Annotated in this window: 19 protein-coding genes; 15 read left to right on the forward strand and 4 right to left on the reverse strand. The window is 69.0% G+C overall.

The genetic code is table 11. From position 1 onward, the window contains the following. From RCP80_RS05275 to RCP80_RS05315, 9 genes are all read left to right on the forward strand, one after another. Positions 1–1,317, forward strand: coding sequence for an MCE family protein (locus RCP80_RS05275; RefSeq protein WP_308482711.1), 1,317 nt, complete (start codon positions 1–3; stop codon positions 1,315–1,317). Continuing rightward, complete coding sequence (locus tag RCP80_RS05280; protein WP_308481333.1) at positions 1,314–2,459, forward strand: virulence factor Mce family protein; 1,146 nt, start codon at positions 1,314–1,316, stop codon at positions 2,457–2,459. Before RCP80_RS05275 ends, RCP80_RS05280 begins: the two co-directional genes overlap by 4 nt. Further along, positions 2,459–3,922 carry an MCE family protein gene (locus tag RCP80_RS05285; protein WP_308481334.1) on the forward strand — a complete coding sequence of 488 codons (1,464 nt, stop codon included), beginning with the start codon at positions 2,459–2,461 and terminating at the stop codon, positions 3,920–3,922. Before RCP80_RS05280 ends, RCP80_RS05285 begins: the two co-directional genes overlap by 1 nt. Next, positions 3,886–4,581 (forward strand): Rv1363c family protein, encoded by a 696-nt coding sequence (locus RCP80_RS05290; RefSeq protein ID WP_308481335.1) that lies wholly within the window; start codon positions 3,886–3,888, stop codon positions 4,579–4,581. The genes RCP80_RS05285 and RCP80_RS05290 overlap by 37 nt, the downstream gene beginning before the upstream one ends. Beyond that, the gene (locus RCP80_RS05295) at positions 4,578–5,321 is read left to right on the forward strand and encodes a hypothetical protein (protein ID WP_308481336.1); all 744 of its coding nucleotides are present in this window, start codon (positions 4,578–4,580) and stop codon (positions 5,319–5,321) included. The genes RCP80_RS05290 and RCP80_RS05295 overlap by 4 nt, the downstream gene beginning before the upstream one ends. An 11-nt stretch (positions 5,322–5,332) precedes the next feature. After that, positions 5,333–6,235, forward strand: a complete 903-nt coding sequence (locus tag RCP80_RS05300) for an alpha/beta fold hydrolase (protein WP_308481337.1) — start codon at positions 5,333–5,335, stop codon at positions 6,233–6,235. 59 nt (positions 6,236–6,294) lie between these two features. Beyond that, positions 6,295–7,575, forward strand: a complete 1,281-nt coding sequence (locus RCP80_RS05305) for a WS/DGAT/MGAT family O-acyltransferase (protein ID WP_308481338.1) — start codon at positions 6,295–6,297, stop codon at positions 7,573–7,575. 61 nt (positions 7,576–7,636) lie between these two features. Further along, positions 7,637–8,164, forward strand: coding sequence for a DoxX family protein (locus tag RCP80_RS05310; RefSeq protein WP_308481339.1), 528 nt, complete (start codon positions 7,637–7,639; stop codon positions 8,162–8,164). Between the two features lie 65 nt (positions 8,165–8,229). Next, the gene (locus tag RCP80_RS05315; RefSeq protein ID WP_308481340.1) at positions 8,230–9,975 is read left to right on the forward strand and encodes a DUF3556 domain-containing protein; all 1,746 of its coding nucleotides are present in this window, start codon (positions 8,230–8,232) and stop codon (positions 9,973–9,975) included. On the opposite strand, the gene RCP80_RS05320 is transcribed toward RCP80_RS05315, so the two are convergent. Beyond that, positions 9,972–10,622 (reverse strand): SDR family oxidoreductase, encoded by a 651-nt coding sequence (locus RCP80_RS05320; RefSeq protein ID WP_308481341.1) that lies wholly within the window; start codon positions 10,620–10,622, stop codon positions 9,972–9,974. The genes RCP80_RS05315 and RCP80_RS05320 overlap by 4 nt on opposite strands. 142 nt (positions 10,623–10,764) lie before the next feature. Here RCP80_RS05320 and RCP80_RS05325 point away from each other — a divergent pair, with 142 nt between their 5' ends. Next, positions 10,765–11,922, forward strand: coding sequence for a thiolase family protein (locus RCP80_RS05325; protein ID WP_308481342.1), 1,158 nt, complete (start codon positions 10,765–10,767; stop codon positions 11,920–11,922). Then, complete coding sequence (locus RCP80_RS05330; RefSeq protein WP_308481343.1) at positions 11,919–12,722, forward strand: enoyl-CoA hydratase-related protein; 804 nt, start codon at positions 11,919–11,921, stop codon at positions 12,720–12,722. The genes RCP80_RS05325 and RCP80_RS05330 overlap by 4 nt, the downstream gene beginning before the upstream one ends. Positions 12,723–12,776: 54 nt before the next feature. Here the strand turns inward: RCP80_RS05330 and RCP80_RS05335 are convergent, their stop codons facing one another. Next, a complete protein-coding gene (locus RCP80_RS05335; protein WP_308481344.1) occupies positions 12,777–13,553 on the reverse strand; it encodes a fasciclin domain-containing protein in 777 nt (258 codons plus the stop codon). Between the two features lie 211 nt (positions 13,554–13,764). On the opposite strand from RCP80_RS05335, the gene RCP80_RS05340 reads away from it, so the two are divergent. Continuing rightward, positions 13,765–14,901, forward strand: coding sequence for an NAD(P)H-binding protein (locus tag RCP80_RS05340; RefSeq protein WP_373693450.1), 1,137 nt, complete (start codon positions 13,765–13,767; stop codon positions 14,899–14,901). After that, a complete protein-coding gene (locus RCP80_RS05345) occupies positions 14,898–15,596 on the forward strand; it encodes a CPBP family intramembrane glutamic endopeptidase (RefSeq protein ID WP_308481346.1) in 699 nt (232 codons plus the stop codon). The genes RCP80_RS05340 and RCP80_RS05345 overlap by 4 nt, the downstream gene beginning before the upstream one ends. Here RCP80_RS05345 and tet(V) read toward each other — a convergent pair. Together tet(V) and RCP80_RS05355 are read right to left on the reverse strand one after the other, a co-directional pair. Continuing rightward, positions 15,593–16,855, reverse strand: a complete 1,263-nt coding sequence (gene tet(V) / locus RCP80_RS05350) for a tetracycline efflux MFS transporter Tet(V) (RefSeq protein WP_308482712.1) — start codon at positions 16,853–16,855, stop codon at positions 15,593–15,595. The genes RCP80_RS05345 and tet(V) overlap by 4 nt on opposite strands. Before the next feature lie 152 nt (positions 16,856–17,007). Further along, positions 17,008–17,820, reverse strand: coding sequence for an enoyl-CoA hydratase (locus tag RCP80_RS05355; RefSeq protein WP_308481347.1), 813 nt, complete (start codon positions 17,818–17,820; stop codon positions 17,008–17,010). Between the two features lie 116 nt (positions 17,821–17,936). On the opposite strand from RCP80_RS05355, the gene RCP80_RS05360 reads away from it, so the two are divergent. Both RCP80_RS05360 and RCP80_RS05365 read left to right on the forward strand, forming a co-directional pair. After that, positions 17,937–19,031: a CaiB/BaiF CoA transferase family protein gene (locus RCP80_RS05360; RefSeq protein WP_308481348.1), complete on the forward strand. Its 1,095-nt coding sequence runs from the start codon at positions 17,937–17,939 to the stop codon at positions 19,029–19,031. A 127-nt stretch (positions 19,032–19,158) separates the two neighbouring features. Beyond that, positions 19,159–19,914: a 3-hydroxyacyl-CoA dehydrogenase gene (locus RCP80_RS05365; protein WP_308481349.1), complete on the forward strand. Its 756-nt coding sequence runs from the start codon at positions 19,159–19,161 to the stop codon at positions 19,912–19,914. Positions 19,915–19,934 lie beyond the last annotated feature (20 nt).

Here is a 19,934-nt window from a genome sequence, read left to right on the forward strand (position 1 = left end):
CTGACCCGTAACGCGACAATCGGTGTGGCCGTGGTGCTGGTGTTGACGCTGATCGGCGGCGCAGCGCTGCTGCTGCGCTCCGGCGGTCCGCTGCACCGCACCAACGTCGTGGCCTATTTCGACAACAGCAACGGCATCTTCGTCGGCGACGACGTGCGCATCCTTGGTGTGAACGTCGGCCGGATCGACAAGATCGAACCCGAGTACAACCGGGTCAAGATCTCGTTCTGGTACGACAGCGCGCACAAGGTCCCCGAAGACGCCATGGCGGCCATCCTGTCGCCGGCGCTGGTGACCGGACGCGCCATCCAGCTCACCCCGTCGTACTCCGGCGGACCGGTGCTGCCCAACAACGCTGTGATCGGGCAGGACCGCACCGCAGTTCCGGTGGAGTGGGCCGACTTCCGGGAGCAACTCAACCGGCTGGCCGAGAACCTCGAGCCCACCGAACCCGGCGGCGTCAGCACGCTGGGCGCGCTGGTGAACACGACCGCGGACAACCTGCGCGGTCAGGGTGCGAGCATCCGCGACACGGTGGTCAAGCTGTCGCAGGCGTTTTCGGCGCTCGGCGACCACAGCACCGACATTTTCAGCACCGTCAAGAATCTGTCGATCCTGGTGTCGGCGCTCCAGGACAGCACCGACGTGATGCGTCAGCTCAACCAGAACCTGGCGAACGTCACCGGCCTGCTCGCCGATGATCCCGGCGAAGTCGCCGCGGCCATCAGCGATCTCAACGCCGCGCTGGGCGATGTCCAGTCCTTCGTCGCCGACAACCGGGAGACGTTGGGCACCACGTCGGAGAAACTCGGTGCGGTCACCCAGACGCTGCACGACAGCCTCGACGACATCAAGCAGTTGCTCCACGTCGCGCCGAACACGCTGCAGAACTACGTGAACATCTATCAGCCGGCCCAGGGCGCGGCGACCAGCGCGTTGGCGATCTCGAACTTCCAGAACCCGGTCTCGTTCCTGTGCGGCGCAATTCAGGCGGCCTCCCGCCTGGGCGCCGAGCAGTCGGCGAAGCTGTGCACGCAGTATCTGGCGCCGATCGTCAAGAACCGGCAGTACAACTTCCTGCCCATCGGGCAGAACTTGTTCGTCGGCACGCAGGCCCGCCCGAACGAGGTGACCTTCAGCGAGGAGTGGCTGCGGCCGGATTACATCCCGCCGCCAGGGTCCGTCCCGCCGCCGGCTCCCGCCGATCCGGCCGCACCGCCGGCCGCGGGCCCGCCGTTGGCGGCCGAGCAGATGGTCGCGACCAACCCCGCCGACGGCTTGCCCGGCATGATGGTCCACTCCGGAGGTGGGCAATGACGCGAGTAGCGCAGATCAAGCGGGCCGCCGGGGCCGCGATGCTGGGCGCGCTGGCGACCGCGCTGACCGCGTGCAGCGGTTGGACCGGGCTGAACTCGCTGCCGCTGCCGGGCACCGAGGGGCACGGTCCGGACGCGTTCACGATTCAGGTCCAGATGCCCGACGTGGACAACATCGAGCAGAACTCGCGGGTGCGGGTCGGCGACGTCACCGTCGGCAACGTGACCAAGATCGAGCGCCAGGACTGGCATGCGTTGGTCACCATGAACCTCAACGGCAATGTCGACCTGCCGGCCAACGCGCGGGCCACCATCGGTCAGACCAGCCTGTTGGGGTCGCTGCACATCGAGTTGGCCCCGCCCGTCGACGTCGAGCCCGAAGGCCGGCTGCAGCAGGGTTCGCTGATCCCGCTGTCCTCGTCCGGCGCCTATCCCACCACCGAGCAGACGTTGGCGGCGGTGTCGCTGTTGCTCAATGGCGGTGGCGTGGGCCGGATCCAGGACATCACCACGGCCTTCGCGACGGCGTTCGACGGCCGGGAAGCCGACCTGCGCAGCCTGATCGAACAGCTCGACCTGTTCATCGCCTACAACAACGATCAAAAAGAAGACATCATCGCGGCCACCGAGAGCTTGAACAGCTTGGTGGGCCAGTTCGCCGACCAGAAGCCGGTGGTGGACAAGGCGCTCGAGACCGTTCCGGATGCGCTCGACGTCCTCAAGGAGCAGCGCACGGCCCTGGCTGATGCGTTGACGAAATTCGGCCAGTTCAGCGCGCTGACCGCCGATACCGTCAACCAGACCAAGGAGTCCCTGGTCCAGGAACTGCGCGATCTCGGTCCGGTGTTGAAGTCGCTGGCCGATGCGGGACCGTCGATGACGCGGGCGCTCAGTTTCTACCCGACCTTCCCGTGGCCCAAGGAAACGCTGGACAACTGGATGCGCGGCGACTACGGCAACCTCAGCCTGGTCTTCGACCTCACGCTGAGCCGCATCGACACCGGTTTCTTCACCGGAACCCGGTGGGAAGGTGATCTGACCGAGCTGGAATTGCAGTGGGGCCGGACCATCGGTCAGCTGCCGAGCCCGTACACGGCCGGCAACCCGCTGATCATGCCGTACCGCTGGGATCAGGGGCGCTAATGCATTTGACACGCAAGACCCTCACGCAGATGTCGATCCTGATCCTCATCGCGCTGGTGGCCGGCTCCGTCATGGTCTTCAACTTCATCGGACTGCCCGGCATGCTGTTCGGCATCGGCCAGTACAACGTCTCGGTCCAACTGCGCGACGGCGGTGGCCTGTACGAGCGGGCCAACGTCACCTACCGCGGCACCGAGGTCGGACGGGTCAAGGAGGTCCGACTCACCGATCAGGGCGTGGTCGCCGACCTCACCTTGGAGTCGAAGATCGAGATCCCCGCCGACCTGGACGCCTCCGTGGGCAGCGTGTCCGCGGTCGGCGAGCAGTACGTCGACCTGGTCCCGCGCAGCGGTAATCCGCCGTATCTGCAGGACGGCGACGTGATTCCGCTGGATCGCACCTTCGTCCCGATCGACGTCAACGCCGTGTTGGACTCCACCAACCGTGGCCTGCAGGCGATTCCGCAGGAGAACCTCTCCACGGTGGTCGACGAGGCCTACACCGCCGTCGGCGGACTGGGCCCGGAGTTGTCGCGCCTGGTGAAGGGCTCGACCCAGCTGGCCATCGACGCACGGGCCAACCTCGGCGAGCTGACGACGCTGATCGATCAGTCCGGCCCGGTGCTGGACTCCCAGACCGACACCTCCGGCGCCGTCCAGCGCTGGGCCGCGAACCTGGCGAGCATCACCGGGCAGTTGAAGCAGGAGGACCCGGCGGTTGCCGGTGTGCTCCAGCAGGGCCCCGGCGCGGCCGACGAGGTGCGTGCGCTGTTCGACGAGCTGCAGCCCAGCCTGCCGATCCTGTTGGCGAACCTGGTCAGTGTGGGCGAAGTGGCGGTCACCTACCAGCCCGGCCTCGAGCAGCTGCTGGTGTTGCTGCCGCAGGGCGCGGCAGTGACGTCGGCGATCGGTGTCGCCAACCGGCACACCCGACAGGACTACCGCGGCGCGTACCTGAGCTTCAACCTGAACCTCAACCTGCCGCCGCCGTGCGTCACCGGCTACATTCCGGCTTCTCAGAAGCGGGTGCCCGCCGCCGTCGACCACCCCGACCGTCCCGCCGGCGATGTGTACTGCCGCGTTCCGCAGGACTCGGCGTTCAACGTCCGCGGTGCCCGCAACATCCCCTGCACGACGGTGCCTGGTAAACGTGCCCCGACCGTGCGGATGTGCGAAAGCGACGAGGTTTACCAGCCGCTCAACGACGGATTCAACTGGAAGGGCGACCCTAACGCGACGAACTCGGGACAGGCTGTCCCGCAGTTGCCGCCGGGCGTCTCACCTGCGGAAGCACAGCCTGCTGCGGCACCACCGGCGCCGCCGATCGCAGCCGCTGAATACGAGCCGAGCAGCGGCACGTACGTTGGACCGGACGGGCAGATCTACACTCAAGCCAATCTGGCCCAAAATGCCGCAGAGGAGCAAACATGGCAGACGATGCTGCTGCCCCCGAAGGGGAACTGACCGAGTCGACCGGAACGGAGTCGACCGGAACCCCCGAGGAGACAACGGAATCGCCGCAGGACGCCACTCAGGAAGCCAGTACCGACGACGCCGCGATCGCCGGGAGCGATGCGGCGGACGACACCGGCGACGTCGCCGAGTCCGGCTCCGCGGAAAGCGAGCCGAAGCCGGGACGGGCGCGGCGCTTTGCCGCCGCCGGTGTGGCGGTGCTGCTGGCGCTCGGGTTGGTCGGCGGGCTCGGCTGGCTGGGCTGGTCGGTGTACCAGCAGCAGCAGGCCGAGCAGCAGCGCGACCTCTTCGTCCAGGTGGGGCGGCAGGCCGCGATCAACCTGACGACCATCGACTTCGAAGACGCCGAGGGCGGGGTGCAGCGCATCCTGGATTCGGCCACTGGCACCTTCTACGACGACTTCTCGCAGCGGTCCGGACCGTTCACCGAAGTGGTCAAGCAGGCCCAGTCCAAGTCCTCCGGCGAGGTGACCGCCGCGGGCCTGGAATCCGAGGAGGCCGACCGCGCGCAGGTGCTGGTGGCGGTCACTGTTCAGACCTCCAACGCCGGTGCTCCCGAGCAGGCCCCGCGCATGTGGCGGATGCGGATCTCGGTGGAGAACACTGACGACGGCCAGGTCAAGGTCTCGAACGTGGAGTTTGTGCCGTGACGAACCCCGAGGACCCGAACACCGTGCCAGAGAAGGAAGCCCCCGCCGTGTCCGCCGAGAACGACGACCTGACCCCGACGGAGTCCGCCGCGGCTGCCGAGACCACCGAGGCCGCTGCGGCCACGGATGCCACCGAGACCACGGTGGCCGCTGACAGTGCGGAGACCGCCGAGGACAGCGACGCCGCCGAAACCGCGGCGGACATCGAGGCGGCTGAGGCCGCCGAAACCACCAAGGCCGACGCGGCCGGTGCGGGCAAGGTCAAGCGCGCCGTCGCGCTGACGGTGGTGCTGTGCGTGTTGCTGGCCGCCGTGCTGGTGGGCGCCGGCTTCCTGGGCTGGAAGTACTACTCGGGGCAGACCGCCGAGACCGCGCGCATCGAAACCGTGCAGGTCGCCAAGGACGCCACCGTGAAGCTGTTGTCCTACAAGCCCGAGACGGTCGAGGAAGAGCTGACCGCCGCCGCGGACCTGTTGTCCGGGGGCTTCCGCGATTCGTACACCGAGCTGACCAACGACGTGGTGATCCCCGGCGCCAAGGAGCAGAGCATCTCGGCGGTGGCCAACGTGCCGGCCGCCGCGTCGATGTCGGCGGAGTCCGACCGCGCCGAGGTGCTGGTCTTCGTCAACCAGACGGTGATCGTCGGCGACGGCGCGCCGACCGCCACCGCCTCGAGCGTCAAGGTGACGCTGGAGAAGGTCGACGGCGACTGGCGGATCTCCGGCTTCGACCCGGTGTAGTCTGCGCCGGCATGGACAGCGAACCGCGCTGGATGGATGTCGAGGTACCCGCGGGGCAGCTGCGGGCCCTGAGCTGGGGTCCCGAGGATGCACCAATCGCGTTGTGCCTGCACGGCTTTCCTGACACCGCTTACGGTTGGCGGAAAATGGCCCCGCAGCTCGTCGACGCCGGCTATCGCGTGGTGGCCCCGTTCCTGCGCGGGTACGTGCCGTCGTCGCTGCCCTCGGATGGCAGCTATCACATCGGCGCATTGATGGACGACGCCCTGCGGATCCGCGAGGCGGCCGGGCCCACCGACCGCGACATCATGATCGGCCACGACTGGGGTGCGATCACCGCGAGTTCGCTGGCGGCGATGCCCGACAACCCGTTCCGCAAAACGGTGGTGATGTCGGTTCCGCCGATCGCGGCCTTCCGGGTCCGCGGCGAGCGGGCCCGGCTGCTCGCGAAGTTGCCCGCGCAGGTGGTGCGCAGTTGGTACATGCTGTACTTCCAGCTGCCGGGGCTGCCCGAACGGTCGGCCCGCTGGATCGTCCCGCTGCTGTGGCGGCGCTGGTCACCCGGCTACCCGGCCGCCGAGGATGTGCGGCACGTCGATGCCGCGATCGGGGCCCCGCAACGCTGGGCGGCCGCGCTGACCGTCTACCGAGCGAACCTGCGCTACACCAAGCCGCCCGCCAGATATGCGCGGCTGCACGAGGCCTGGACGTCCGCGGCCCCGCCCGCCGGGCCCGTGCTGTATCTACACGGTGCCGACGATGGTTGCATGACAGCCGATTTCACGCGCTGGGTGGAGAAGGTGGTACCCGCCGGCAGCCGCACCGTGGTGGTCGAGCAGGCCGGGCACTTCCTGCAGCTCGAACAGCCGCGGCGGGTCGGCGACCTGATCCTCGACTACGTCGGTCCGGCATGATCCCGTCCAGGCTGCGCTGAGCGCGGCCCGTACTCGCACTTTGCCGCGGTAAGCGCAGGATGAACACAGATGCCCGGCGGCTGGCCGCCGTGGACGCCCAGACGTACTGGATGTCGGCCAAGATTCCCAACGACCAGTTCGTGCTGTTCGTATTCGACGGTGTGGTGCGTGTCGACAACGCTCTGGTCGAAGACCTGCGCGTGCGGGCCGCCGCGTGCCCCGACCTGTGCCTGCGCATCATCGACGATCAGCCCTGGCGCTATCCGAGCTGGGTGACCGGCCCGGTGGAGCCGTCGCAGTTCGTGGTCCACCGCGACGACGCCGGCGCGCACTGGGATGCCTGCCTGGCCGCGGTGGCGCGGCTGGCCGAGACCCAATTGGATCCGCGGGCGGCCGCGTGGCGGCTGCACCTGTTCACGCCGGTGCTGGGTGCCCCGGCGGGTGGGCCCGCGGTGACGGTGGCGGTGCTGCAACTGGCGCACGCGTTGGCCGACGGAGTGCGCACCGCGCAGCTGGCCGGCTGGTTGTTCGGCCGCCCGGAACCGGTGCCGCCGGTGCCGAGCCGGCGCCGGCGCCGCGTGCTGGCGGCCGGTGTGGCCGCGGCCCGCGCGGAGAGCCGGCTGACGCGCGACATCGAGGCAGGCCTCGTCCCGGCGCCGCCGCCGTCGCGCCCGGCGCTGCTGACCAACGCCCGCCCCGACGGTCCGCGGCGGATCAGAACCCTCGTCGTGGACCGGGCGGTGCTGCGCCGTCGTTCGACGGTTACGGTCGCCGCGCTGCTCGCGATCGGTACCGCGCTGGCCGGACACCTGCGCGCCCGCGGCGAGGACACCGCTGCGCTCGGCGCCGAGGTGCCGATGGCCAAGCCGGGGCTACGGCTGTCGCACAACCACTTTCGCAACATCGGCGTCGGGCTGTACCCCGGTGAGCCCGAGGCCGTGCGCGCCGCGCGCATCGCCGCCGACCTGCGCGGCGGACCGCAGCGCGCCCAACACCCGGCGGCCCTCGCGGCCGACGACGCCCTGGCGGCGGTGCCGGCGGGGCTGCTGCGCTGGGGGGTGGGCAAGTTCGATCCGCGGGTGCGCTCGGCGCTGGTCACCGGGAACACCGTGGTGTCGAGTGTCGATCGCGGCCCCGCCGACCTGCGACTCGGCGCGGCGGGGGTGCTCTTGACCGCGAGCTATCCGGCGTTGTCGCCGATGATGGGCCTCACCCACGGCGTGCACGGCCTCGGCGACACGGTGGCACTGAGCGTGCACGCCGCGGATTCGGTGCTGGCGGCTTCCGAACTCGATGACTACGTCGCGCGGCTGCGGCACGCGCTGGGCGCGCCGCCCTGACCCGGCACGCAATCGTCACCCCTGCTGGGCAACCGCATAGCAGATGACTTAAGTTCGTCACATGATCTACGACTCAGCCCTGGACGTCGGACTGCTGCTCCTGCGTGTCGTGCTCGGCCTGACGATGGCGGCGCACGGCTACAACAAGTTCTTCGGTGGGGGACGTATCCCAGGCACCGCCGGCTGGTTCGACAGCATCGGCATGAAGCCCGGCATGTTCCACGCGCGCATCGCCGCCACCACCGAGATCGCGGCCGGCCTCGGCTTGGCGCTGGGGCTGCTCACCCCCATCCCGGCGGCCGGGTTCGTGGCCCTGATGTTGGTCGCGGCGTGGACCGTGCACCGCGACAACGGCTTCTTCATCGTCAAGGAGGGCTGGGAGTACAACCTGGTGCTCGCCGGCGCGGCGGTGGCCGTCGCGGCGACCGGACCCGGCAAGTACAGCCTGGACCACCTGCTGTTCTCCGACACCGGCTTCCACAACTGGCTGTACGGCTGGTGCGGTTTGGCGATCGCGCTCGGGCTGGGTCTGGCCGGCGGCATCGGCCAGCTCGCGGTCTTCTACCGCCCACCGGCCAAGACCACGTAACCGCACCCTGGGACACCCGGCGGAACCACCACCGGTCGGCTAGAACACGTTCTAGTCTGTCGGGCATGGGATTTCTCAAGCCCGAACTGCCGGTGGTGGAGTTCGACGAGTGGAGCAAGGGCACCTGGGCCGACAAGATCCGGCCGATGGCGCGGCACTGGGCCGAGGTGGGCTTCGGTACCCCGGTGGTGCTGCACCTGTTCTACGTCGTCAAGATCCTGCTGTACGTCCTCGGCGCCTGGCTGGTGGTGCTGACCACCGCCGGTATCGACGGCTTCACGGCGGTGGGGCAGTGGTGGACCGAGCCGATCGTCTTCCAGAAGGTCGTGCTCTACACCATGCTGTTCGAGGTGGTGGGGCTCGGATGCGGCTTCGGTCCGCTGAACAACCGATTCCTGCCGCCGCTGGGGTCCATCCTGTATTGGTTGCGGCCCAACACCATCCGGCTGCCACCCTGGCCCGACCGGATCCCGTTCACCAAGGGTGACAACCGCGCGCCGGTCGATGTCGCGCTCTACGCCGCGCTGCTGATCGTCCTGGTGGTGGCACTGTTCTCCGACGGGACCGGGCCGATCCCCGCGCTCGGCACCGAGGTCGGCGTGCTGCCGCTGTGGCAGATCTGGGCGATCCTCGGCCTGTTGGCCGTCGCGGGTCTGCGTGACAAGGTGATCTTCCTGGCGGCCCGCGGCGAGGTCTATGCGTCGTTCACCGTCGCCTTCCTGTTCGGCGGCGTCGACATGCTCATCGCCGCGAAGCTGGTGTGCGTGGTGATCTGGGTGGGCGCGGCCACCTCCAAGCTCAACAAGCACTTCCCGTTTGTCATCTCGACGATGATGTCCAACAGCCCGATCGTCCGGCCCCGAGCGCTCAAACGCCTGTTCTTCGAACGGTTTCCGAGCGACCTGCGGCCCGGTCGGCTGTCGCGCGTCGTCGCGCACTTCAGCACCGCGGTCGAGATGCTGGTGCCGCTGGTGCTGCTGTTCACCCACGGCGGCTGGCCGACGGCCATCGCGGCGTTCGTCATGGTCTGCTTCCACCTCGGCATCCTGAGCGCGATCCCGATGGGGGTGCCGCTGGAATGGAACGTCTTCATGATCTTCAGCGTCATCGCGCTGTTCGTGGGACACGCCGGGATCGGCCTGTCCGACATGACCACGCCGTTGCCGGTGCTGCTGTTCGCGGTCCTGGCCACCACGGTGGTGGTGGGAAACCTGTTCCCGCGCAAGGTGTCCTTCCTGCCCGGCATGCGCTACTACGCCGGCAACTGGGACAGCTCGCTCTGGTGCCTCAAGCCCTCGGCGGCGGAGAAGATCGCCGCCGGCCTGGTCGCGATCGCGAGCATGCCCCAGGCGCAACTGGAGAAGGTGTACGGCAGCCCCGAGGCCGCGCAGATCCCGCTGTACCTCGGCTATGCGTTCCGCTCGTTCAACACCCACGGCCGGATGATGTTCACCCTCGCGCACCGCGCGATGGCCGGGCCCAGTGGGACCGATTCCGAGGACGATTACGTGATGACCGACGGCGAGCGGATCTGCTCGACCGCCATCGGGTGGAACTTCGGCGACGGGCACATGCACAACGAGCAGTTGATCGCGGCAATGCAGAAGCGCTGCCACTTCGAACCCGGCGAGGTGCGGGTGGTCCTCATCGACGCGCAGCCCATTCACGTCCAGGCGCAGCGCTACCGGTTGGTCGACGCGGCCACCGGCGAGTTCGAATCCGGCTACATCAAGGTCGCCGACGCGGTGACCCGACAGCCCTGGGACGACCAGGTCCCGGTGTACGTCGATGCCCGACCGGGAATCGGTTAGGCGCGCAACGCCTCGGCGATCGGGGTGGCGCCGTTGTTGAACTCGATGGTGCGCCCGATGGTGCCGTCGTCCGCCAGGGTCGCCGCGATCACGGCCGCGACGTCGGCGCGGGACACCTTGCCCGCGCTGGCACCCTGGCTGCCCACCTCGATCAGGCCGGTCGGCGCATCGAGGGTCAGCCCGCTCGGACCCAGCACGGTCCAGTCGAGATCGCTCGCGCGCAGGTGGGCGTCGGCGGCGGCCTTGGCCTCGGCGTACGGGTAGAACGAATTGTCCTCCGGCACGCCGTGATCGGGCCGGGCTCCGAAATAGGACACCATCACGTAGCGCCGGGTTCCGGCCTGGCCGGCGGCGTCGACGGTCCGAATGGCGGCGTCGCGGTCCACCGCATAGGTGCGTGCCGGGTCGCCCCCGCCGGCGCCGGCGGTGAACACCACGGCGTCGTGCCCGCTGATCAGGGCGGCCAACTCGGACACGCCGAGGGCCTCGATGTCCCCGACGACGGGGTCGGCACCGGTGGCGGCCACCTCGTCGGCATGGTCGGGGTTGCGGAACACCGAGGTGACGCGGTCGCCGCGCTCGCTGAGGAGGCGGGACAGGTGCAGGGCAACCTTGCCGTGGCCGCCGAAGACGATGACATTGGACATAGCTACCGAGGGTACGGTCCACACCAACGGAGCAGGTTGGAACGTCGGAGCGCCCCCGGATTCCGAACCCGGAGTTTGTGGCGGGCTGCACTGGTGCTAAGAACAAGTCATCAACCAACTGATTAGTTGAGAGGAGAGGGACATGGCAGAAGCTGTGATCGTGGAGGCCGTCCGGTCGGCGGTCGGAAAACGAAATGGCGCGTTGGCGGGGGTGCACCCGGCGGAGCTGTCGGCGCAGGTGCTCAACGGTCTCGTGGAGCGGGCCGGCGTCGATCCCGGACTGGTCGACGACGTCATCTGGGGCTGCGTCATGCAGGCCGGTGAGCAGGCGCTGGACATCGCGCGTACCGCGGTGCTGAGCGCCGGCTGGCCCGAGACCGTGCCCGGCGTGACCGTGGATCGCCAGTGCGGTTCCAGCCAGCAGTCGCTGCACTTCGCCGTCGCGGGCGTGGTGGCCGGCCATTACGACGTCGTCGTCGCCGGTGGCGTCGAGTCGATGTCGCGCACCCCGATGGGCTCGTCGCTGGCCAACGGCGGCAACCCGTACGGCGAGTCGTTCAAGGCCCGCTACGCCCAGACCCCGAACCAGGGTGTCGGCGCCGAGATGATCGCCGAGCAGTGGGGCCTCAGCCGCACCCAGCTCGACGAGTTCTCGCTGCGGTCCCACGAGAAGGCCGCCGCCGCACAGGATTCCGGCGCCTTCAAGGACCAGATCGTCGGCATCAAGACCAAGGACGCCGACGGCAATGACACCGTCGTGCTCGAGGACGGCGGCATCCGCCGCGGCGGCACCGTCGAGTCGATGGCCAAGATCAAGCCGGCGTTCAAGGAGGACGGCGTGATCCACGCCGGCAACTCCAGCCAGATCTCCGACGGTTCGGCCGCGCTGCTGATCATGTCGGCGGAGAAGGCCCAGGCTCTCGGCCTCAAGCCGCTGGCCAAGGTGCACACCGCGGTGCTCGCCGGCGCCGACCCGGTCATCATGCTGACCGCGCCGATCCCGGCCACCGAGAAGGCGCTGAAGAAGTCCGGCCTGAGTGTGGACCAGATCGGTGCATTCGAGGTCAACGAGGCCTTCGCGCCGGTGCCGATGGCCTGGCTCAAGGAAATCGGTGCCGACGAGTCCCGTCTCAACCCCAACGGCGGCGCGATCGCGCTGGGTCACCCGCTCGGCGGCTCGGGCGCCCGGATCCTGACCACGCTGCTGTACCACATGCGGGACAACAACATTCAGTACGGTTTGCAGACCATGTGTGAGGGCGGCGGGCAGGCCAACGCCACCATCCTCGAGCTGCTGTGACCGACTCGACCCAGGACGTCCCCGCCGCTCTGGTCGAGCGGCGGGGCAACGTCATGATCATCACGCTCAACCGTCCGGAGGCACGCAACGCCGTCAACGCCGCGGTGAGCACGGCGGTGGGCAACGCGCTGCACGAGGCGCAGAACGATCCCGAGGTGCGCGCGGTGGTGCTCACCGGAGCCGGGGACAAGTCGTTCTGCGCGGGCGCCGACCTCAAGGCGATCTCGCGTCGGGAGAATCTGCACCATCCCGAGCACCCGGAATGGGGATTCGCCGGCTACGTCAGCCATTTCATCGACAAGCCGACGATCGCGGCGGTCAACGGCACCGCGCTCGGCGGCGGCACCGAGTTGGCGCTGGCGAGTGATCTCGTGGTGGCCGAGGAGCGGGCGAAGTTCGGCCTGCCCGAGGTCAAGCGGGGCCTGATGGCGGCGGCCGGCGGGGTGTTCCGCATTGTCGATCAACTGCCGCGCCGGATCGGTCTGGAGTTGATGTTCACCGGTGAGCCGATGACATCCGCCGATGCGCTGCGGTGGGGACTGATCAACCAGGTGGTCCCGGACGACACGGTGCTGGAAGCCGCGTTGGCGCTGGCCGAGCGCATCACCGGGAACGCTCCGCTGGCGGTGCAGGCCTCCAAGCGGGTGGCCTACGGCGCCGACAACGGTGCGGTGGCCGGCGATGCGCCCAACTGGGAACGCAATGCCCGCGAAATGGGTGCGCTGCTGCGCACCGAGGACGCGATGGAAGGGCCGATGGCGTTCGCGCAAAAGCGCGCGCCGGTCTGGAAGGCCAAATAGGGTAGGCGATTTCGGTGCGCTGGGAGGCGCTCAGCGCCTCCCAGCGCACCGAAATCACTCGGCGGCGGCGCTTGCGTTCGGCGACTCAGTCGTGGTCTCCGCAACCTCGGTCGTGGTCTCGGTGGTTTCGGTGGCCTCGGTGGCCTCGGTGGTCTCCGTCGGCGACGTGGTGGTGGTCGCGGTGCCGGGCAGCGCGTTGTCCGGGGACAGCACGGTGTCGATCAGGTAGATCTTGGCGTTCTGCGCGGTGACACCGGCGCACACGACCTTGGCGGTGTCGTCGACCTTGATGTCGCCGCCCTTGCCCGTCACGGTGATCTGCTTGCCCTCCTGCGAGGTCAGCTTGCCGTGCACATCATCGGGGCCCAGCAGGCCGAGCGCCATGCTGTAGTACACCAGCGCGGTCAGGCGTTCCGGGTCGGCCTTGAGCGCCTCGAGCTCGGCAGGCTCCAGCTTGGCGAACGCCTCATCTGTCGGTGCGAACACGTTGTAAGGGCCGTTGTCGAGCACCGCTGCCACGTTCACGGCCGGGTTCAGGCCGCCGGCGAGCGCGGAGCTGTAGGTGCTCAGCGACGGGATGCTGGCGATGGCCACCGAGGCCGGCTGCTTGAAGATTGCGTCGAGGCCGCCGGGTTGCAACTCCTCCTTCAGGGCGTCGCAACCGGAGCCGTGCACGTCGGGCACGGGGGCGGAGTAGGTGGGGGTGGCCGCCGAGCCTGGGGCCGGGGCCGGCTCGGTGGTGGGCTCATCGGCGTACGCGGTGATGGCGGTGGAGATGGCGATCGCGGCGGCGGCTGCAGCCACGCCAAGGGTCTTCAGTCGGGTCGTCAATTCGGCTCCTCTCGTCGCTTCGTTACGTCGTAGGGCCGTCGTCGGCCGTTACTCGGGTGGATGAGTGTGTGCGGTCGGCGAGACGCTGAATGCGGCATCAAGCCAGCTGAAATCGTAAGCACGTTGCGGATGACCACCAAAACGTACTGGTCAGACCGCTTTTATCGCAGGCTGGAAGCGCCTGGGCCAATGGTCCTCTAGCGTGGATGCAATGCGAATCCTGGTGACCGGCGCGTCCGGCTATATCGGTTCGCGGCTGGTGGCCGCGCTGCTCGACGCGGGCCATGAGGTCGTCGCCGCGGGTCGAAACCCGGCTCGCCTGGACGCCTACGGCTGGCGCGACCGTGTGGAGGTCGTCGCCCTCGACGCCGGCGACGCCGAGTCGGTCTCGGCGGCACTGGCGGCCGCGGGCCCGCTGGACGTCATCTACTACCTCGTGCACGGCATCGGTGCCCAAGACTTCCGCGACGTCGACAACCGCGCCGCGGCCATCGTCGGCGCGGCCGCCCGGGACGCCGGGGTTGCGCGCTTCGTATATCTGGGCGGCTTCGTGCCCGCGGGAGACGACCTGTCCGACCATCTGATGGGCCGTGCCGAGGTGGCCGAGGCTCTGCGGGTACCGGACGGACCGGAGGTGGTGTGGCTGGGCGCGGCGATGATCATCGGCGCGGGGTCGACGTCCTTCGAGATGTTGCGTTACGTGGCGGATCGGTTCGTGCTGATGCCCATGCCGCGCTGGGCGCGCCACGAGATCGACCCGATCTCGATTCGCGATGTGCTCTATTACCTGGTGGCCGCGGCCGATCCCCGAATCGAGCCCGGCGGATACGACATCTGCGGACCCACCACCACGACGTACGGCGGGTTGATGCACACCTATGCGCGGCTGGCCGGCACGTGGCGGGCCGGGCTGCGAGTGCGCGGCCTCGACACCGCGGTCCTGTCGCGGCTGACGGCGGCGGCGCTGCCGATCCCGGGCGGACTGGCCGCCGATCTCGTTGCCTCCCTGGACTATCCGATGACCGCGTCGGAGCAGCGCTTCAGTGCTCAGGTGCCGGATCCGCCGGGCGGTCTGCTCGGCGTCGACGCGGCGATCCGCCGCTCGTTGGCGGCGGAGGCGCCGCGGCCGGTGGACCAGCTCGCCGACCCGCATCACCTCGCCGACACCGACGCGGGCTGGGCCGGCGGTGACGCCCTACGGATCCGACGTCTGGCGGCCGCCGTCACACCGCCGTTCGCGCGGCCCGCACTCGGGTTGTTATCCGCGGTGCCCAAGCCCGTCGTCGGCGCGCTGCGGGTCGGCCTGGACGCCCTGACCGACCTGATGCCCAGGCGGGGACCGTCGTGACCGGCACGTTCGACCGGCTGGCGGCCGTGGTCGGGACCGCGGCGACGCCCCCGCCGGAGCCGCCCGCGGTGGTGCGGCGTCGCCGCGTCGTCGTCGCGCTCGGACTCGCTCTCGGCGCTGTGCTGCTTGGCATTTCGCTGAATCGATCTCCGGGCGACCCGATCTTCTACTGGCTGACCGCTGCGCTGGCGGCCGTGTGGGCGACAGCCGCGCTGGCGTCCGGTCCGCTGCGCCTGGGCAGCATCGCCTGGCGCGGGCGGGCGCGACGGCCGGTGCTGACCGGGCTCGGGGTAGGCCTGGCGGTCGGCGCGGCCTTTGTGGTCGGTGCGCTGATCGTGCGGCAGATCGAGGTGATCGCCGAACCCGTCAGCGAGGTGATGCGGTTCGCCAACCAGGGGGTGCTGCCGTTGGTGGTCGCGATCACGCTCATCAACGGGGTGGCCGAGGAACTGTTCTTCCGCGGCGCCCTGTTCACCGCGCTGGAAGGCGCACGGCCCGTGCTGATCTCGACCGTGCTGTACATCGCCGCGACGATGGCCTCGGGCAATCCGATGCTCGGGTTCGCCGCTGTGGTGCTGGGACTGGTGTGCGCGCTGGAGCGCCGCGCCACCGGGGGAGTATTGGCACCGGTGCTCACCCACCTGGTGTGGGGCCTGATCATGGTGCTGGTGCTGCCGAAGATCTTCGCCGGCTAGCCGTCCAGCGGGTGGGCGATCTCGTCGCGCGGCATGCGCGCGGCGGTGAGGGCGATGAGCGCCAACACGATTGGCAGCGCACCGGCCACCGCGAAAATGGTCTGCATGGACACCACCTTCGAAAGTGGCCCGGCGATCGCCATCGACACCGGCAGGAACGCCAGCGACACGAAGAAGTCCAGGCTCGAGACCCGGCCCAGCATGGCCGGCGGCACCCGTCGTTGCAGCAACGTTCCCCAAATCACCATGCCCGCACCATCGGTCACCCCCACCACGAACGCCGCGAGCGCCATCAGCGGGAACGAGTACGTCCACCCGATGACGACCAGGGGCAGCGACCCGGCTCCCCACATCAGCAGCATCACCGTCAGGTAACGCCGCGGCAGGTGCCGCGAGGACACCCCGAGCGCGCCGAGTGCCCCGCCGATCCCGAAGGCCGCCAACACCAGGCCGTACATCCGCGCGCCGTCCTCGAACCGGTCGGCGGCGATGAACGGCAGCAACACCTCGATCGGGCCGATCACCACGAGCACGAAGAGGCTGGCGAACAGCAGCGTCCACAACAGCCACGGCGTCCTGACCATGAACACGAACCCGTCGCGCAGGTCGGTGAGTACCCGTCGCTCCAGGCGTTCCGGTTCGACGACGAAGCTGTTGCGCACCGGGCGGGTGGCGGTCAGCAGCGTCAGTCCAAGGGCGAACAACACTGCCACCGTCACCGCGCCGAGCGTCGGAAACGTCGCTCCCACAAGGACACCGGCCACCGCCGGGCCGACCGCCCGCTGCAGCACGGGCCGCATCACGCCCTCGACCCCGTTGGCCGCGAGCAGTTGACCGGGCGGCAGGATCCGCGGCAGGTAGGCGCTGTAGGCCGGGAAGAAGAACGCCGCGGCGATGCCGAGCAGCGCGGCCGCCACCGCCATGTGCCAGACCCGCAGCACGCCGAGCAGTCCGAGCGCGGCGACCGCGCTCACCGCTGCGAGGTTGACCGCCTCGACGACGATGATGATCGTGCGCTGCGGAAACCGGTCGGCGGCAATGCCCCCGATCAGCACGAATCCCACCAGCCCGACACCGAGACAGGCCGCGACCAGCGACAGTGCGGCGGGGTCGTGGTTGAGTTCCATCACCTGCAGCGCCATCACGACCGCCCACATGCCTTCGGCGAAGATCGTGACCGAGACCGCCGCGATCAGCAGCCGATACTCGCGGAAGCGAAACGGTGCGAGCACGCGCCAACCACCGGACGTGTCCGGCAGTTGCCTGTCGAGGTCGGTGCTCACCGGTAAATCGTCGCCGAGTCGCGGGCCGGGCGTCCACCGATTTTTGGCGCGCCGAAATCAACGAATTGCCGGAAGTTACTCGCACAAACTGGCCCAACGGGGAGTTTGGGCGCAAATAGCGGGCGCGACTAGATGTCGGTGAAGTTGGGGGGCCGCTTGTCCTGGAAGGCCGCGATCCCTTCGGCGAGGTCGTTGCCGCTCAAAAGGACGTACTGCCCGGCGGTCTCGTGTGCCAGCGTGGCGTCGAGGGTGGCCAGCGTCGCGCCGTTGATGGCGGCCTTCGTCTTGGCGTAGGCCACTGCCGGACCCGAGAGCAGGCGCTTGATCACCGCATCGGCCTCGGCGGCCAGGCTCTCGGCCGGGTGCACGGCGCTGACCATGCCCCAGTCCAGCGCCTCGGCCGCGGTGACCCGCTCGGCCAGCAGCGCCATCTTCATCGCCCGGGTGCGGCCGATCGCCGCGGCCACCAGCGCCGAGGCGCCGCCGTCGGGCATCAGGCCGATCTTGGTGAAGGCGAGCAGGAAAAATGCCTTGTCCGAGGCCAATACGAGATCGGCGGCCATGGCCAACGAAACCCCGATGCCCGCGGTCGGGCCCTGGACCACGGCGACCACCGGGCGGGGCAGGTCGACGATCGCCCGGATTGCGCGGTTGCCCTGGTGCAGGGTCTCCATGGGCTCGTGGCCGTCGCCGGTGTCCTCGGCGCCGATGCCCGCACCCGAGCAGAAGCCCCGCCCCGTGCCGCCGAGGCGCACCACCCGGACCCGCGGGTCGGTGGCCGCGCGCTCCAACGCGTCGGCCATACCGGCGAACACCTCGGGGTTCACGGAGTTGAGGCTGTCGGGGCGGTCGATCGTGATCGACAGCACGCCGTCGCTGAGGTCGACAAGGAGGCCTTCGACGGGGGCGAGCGCGTCCAGACCGGATTCGGTGATCGTCATGGGAGACACAATATGGACCCGCCCCGAGCAACAACAGCCCACCCGTCGGTTGGTTGGGAGGTCGGTGAGAGGATGCAGAAAATACGGTCATCAAACTTCGGTGAAGGGCGGACACAGTGGCTGGACCACTCCAGGGATTGCGAGTCGTAGAACTGGCCGGGATCGGCCCCGGCCCGCACGCGGCGATGATTCTCGGTGACCTCGGCGCCGACGTGGTGCGCGTCGACCGCCCCTCGAAGCAGTCGGGTGTCCCGATGCCGCCGCGCGATGCCATGCTGCGCAACCGCCGTTCGGTGACCGCGGACCTGAAGTCCCCCGAGGGCAAGGAGTTGGTCCTCAAGCTGATCAGCAAGGCTGACGTGCTCATCGAGGGCTTCCGCCCCGGCGTCACCGAGCGCCTCGGCCTGGGCCCGGAGGACTGCGCCGAGGTCAACGAGCGACTGATCTACGGCCGGATGACCGGCTGGGGTCAGGACGGACCGCGCTCGCAGCAGGCCGGCCACGACATCAACTACATCTCGCTCAACGGTGTGCTGCACGCGATCGGCCGCAAGGGCGAGCGTCCCGTGCCGCCGCTGAACCTGGCCGGCGACTTCGGTGGCGGTTCGATGTTCCTGCTGGTCGGCATCCTGTCCGCGCTGTGGGAGCGGCAGACCTCCGGCAAGGGCCAGGTGGTCGATGCGGCCATGGTCGACGGCTCCAGCGTGCTGACCCAGATGATGTGGGCCTTCCGGGCCAGCGGAATGTGGTCCGACGAGCGCGGCACCAACATGCTCGACACCGGCGCGCCGTACTACGACACCTATGAGACCGCCGACGGCAAATACGTGGCGATCGGGCCGATCGAACCGCAGTTCTATGCAGCCATGCTCGAGGGGCTGGGCCTCGATGCCGCCGAGCTGCCCGCCCAGAACGACGTCAGCGCCTGGCCGCAGCTCAAGGCGCTGTTCACCGAGACCTTCGCCAAGCAGGACCGCGACCACTGGGCCAAGGTGTTCGCCGGTACCGACGCCTGCGTGACGCCGGTGCTGTCGTTCGGCGAGGTGCTCGACGAGCCGCACATCACCGAGCGGGACACGTTCTACGACGCGGGCGACGACGGCCTGCAGCCGCGGCCGGCGCCGCGGTTCTCCCGCAGTGAGCCCGGGACGCCGACACCGCCGCGGGCTCCCGGCGCCGACAACGACGCGGTGCTGCGGGACTGGGCCTGACTTCGCGCGTCCAAGCGCATCGAGATCGACGAAATACCGAAAGTCACTCGCCCATACCGGCCCAAGGGTGAGGTTCGGTATAGTCCCCAACCAACTGGTAGGTAGAAGCAAGAAAGGTGATGTACCTGTGGAGATCAAAGATTCGGTAGCAGTGGTGACCGGCGGTGCGTCCGGTCTCGGACTCGCCACCACCAAGCGCCTGCTCGAGCGCGGTGCCTCCGTCGTGGTGATCGACCTCAAGGGCGAGGACGCGGTCAAGGAACTCGGCGCCCGCGCACGCTTCGTCGAGGCCAACGTCACCGACCCGGAATCGGTGTCGGCCGCGCTGGACGCCGCCGAGGAGATGGGTCCGCTGCGGATCAACGTCAACTGCGCAGGTATCGGCAACGCCATCAAGACGCTGAGCAAGAACGGCGCCTTCCCGCTGGACGCCTTCACCACCGTCATCCAGGTGAACCTGATCGGCACCTTCAACGTGCTGCGCCTCGCCGCCGAGCGGATCGCCAAGACCGAACCCGTCAACGGTGAGGAGCGCGGCGTCATCATCAACACCGCGTCGGTCGCGGCCTTCGAGGGCCAGATCGGCCAGGCCGCCTACTCGGCGTCCAAGGGCGGCGTCGTCGGCATGACCCTGCCGATCGCGCGCGATCTCTCGCGCGATCTGATCCGGGTGTGCACCATCGCCCCCGGCTTGTTCAAGACCCCGCTACTCGGTTCGCTGCCCGAAGAGGCGCAGAAGTCGCTGGGCCAGCAGGTCCCGCACCCGGCTCGACTGGGGGACCCGGACGAGTACGGCGCTCTCGCGGTCCATATCGTGGAGAACCCCATGCTCAACGGCGAGGTGATCCGCCTCGACGGCGCCATCCGGATGGCCCCCCGCTAAGAGCAGCACGGCGCCCCGCG

Source organism: Mycolicibacterium sp. MU0053 (genome assembly GCF_963378095.1).
GTDB lineage: Bacteria > Actinomycetota > Actinomycetes > Mycobacteriales > Mycobacteriaceae > Mycobacterium > Mycobacterium burgundiense.

Bases quoted from the DNA above. Each gene is read 5' to 3' on its own strand.
- RCP80_RS05315 (WP_308481340.1), top strand. From the start codon at position 8,230: ATGGGATTTCTCAAGCCCGAACTGCCGGTGGTGGAGTTCGACGAGTGG.
- RCP80_RS05355 (WP_308481347.1), bottom strand. From the start codon at position 17,820: ATGACGATCACCGAATCCGGTCTGGACGCGCTCGCCCCCGTCGAAGGC.
- RCP80_RS05290 (WP_308481335.1), top strand. From the start codon at position 3,886: ATGGCAGACGATGCTGCTGCCCCCGAAGGGGAACTGACCGAGTCGACC.
- RCP80_RS05310 (WP_308481339.1), top strand. From the start codon at position 7,637: ATGATCTACGACTCAGCCCTGGACGTCGGACTGCTGCTCCTGCGTGTC.
- RCP80_RS05325 (WP_308481342.1), top strand. From the start codon at position 10,765: ATGGCAGAAGCTGTGATCGTGGAGGCCGTCCGGTCGGCGGTCGGAAAA.
- RCP80_RS05285 (WP_308481334.1), top strand. From the start codon at position 2,459: ATGCATTTGACACGCAAGACCCTCACGCAGATGTCGATCCTGATCCTC.
- RCP80_RS05320 (WP_308481341.1), bottom strand. From the start codon at position 10,622: ATGTCCAATGTCATCGTCTTCGGCGGCCACGGCAAGGTTGCCCTGCAC.
- RCP80_RS05305 (WP_308481338.1), top strand. From the start codon at position 6,295: ATGAACACAGATGCCCGGCGGCTGGCCGCCGTGGACGCCCAGACGTAC.
- RCP80_RS05300 (WP_308481337.1), top strand. From the start codon at position 5,333: ATGGACAGCGAACCGCGCTGGATGGATGTCGAGGTACCCGCGGGGCAG.
- RCP80_RS05280 (WP_308481333.1), top strand. From the start codon at position 1,314: ATGACGCGAGTAGCGCAGATCAAGCGGGCCGCCGGGGCCGCGATGCTG.
- RCP80_RS05340 (WP_373693450.1), top strand. From the start codon at position 13,765: ATGCGAATCCTGGTGACCGGCGCGTCCGGCTATATCGGTTCGCGGCTG.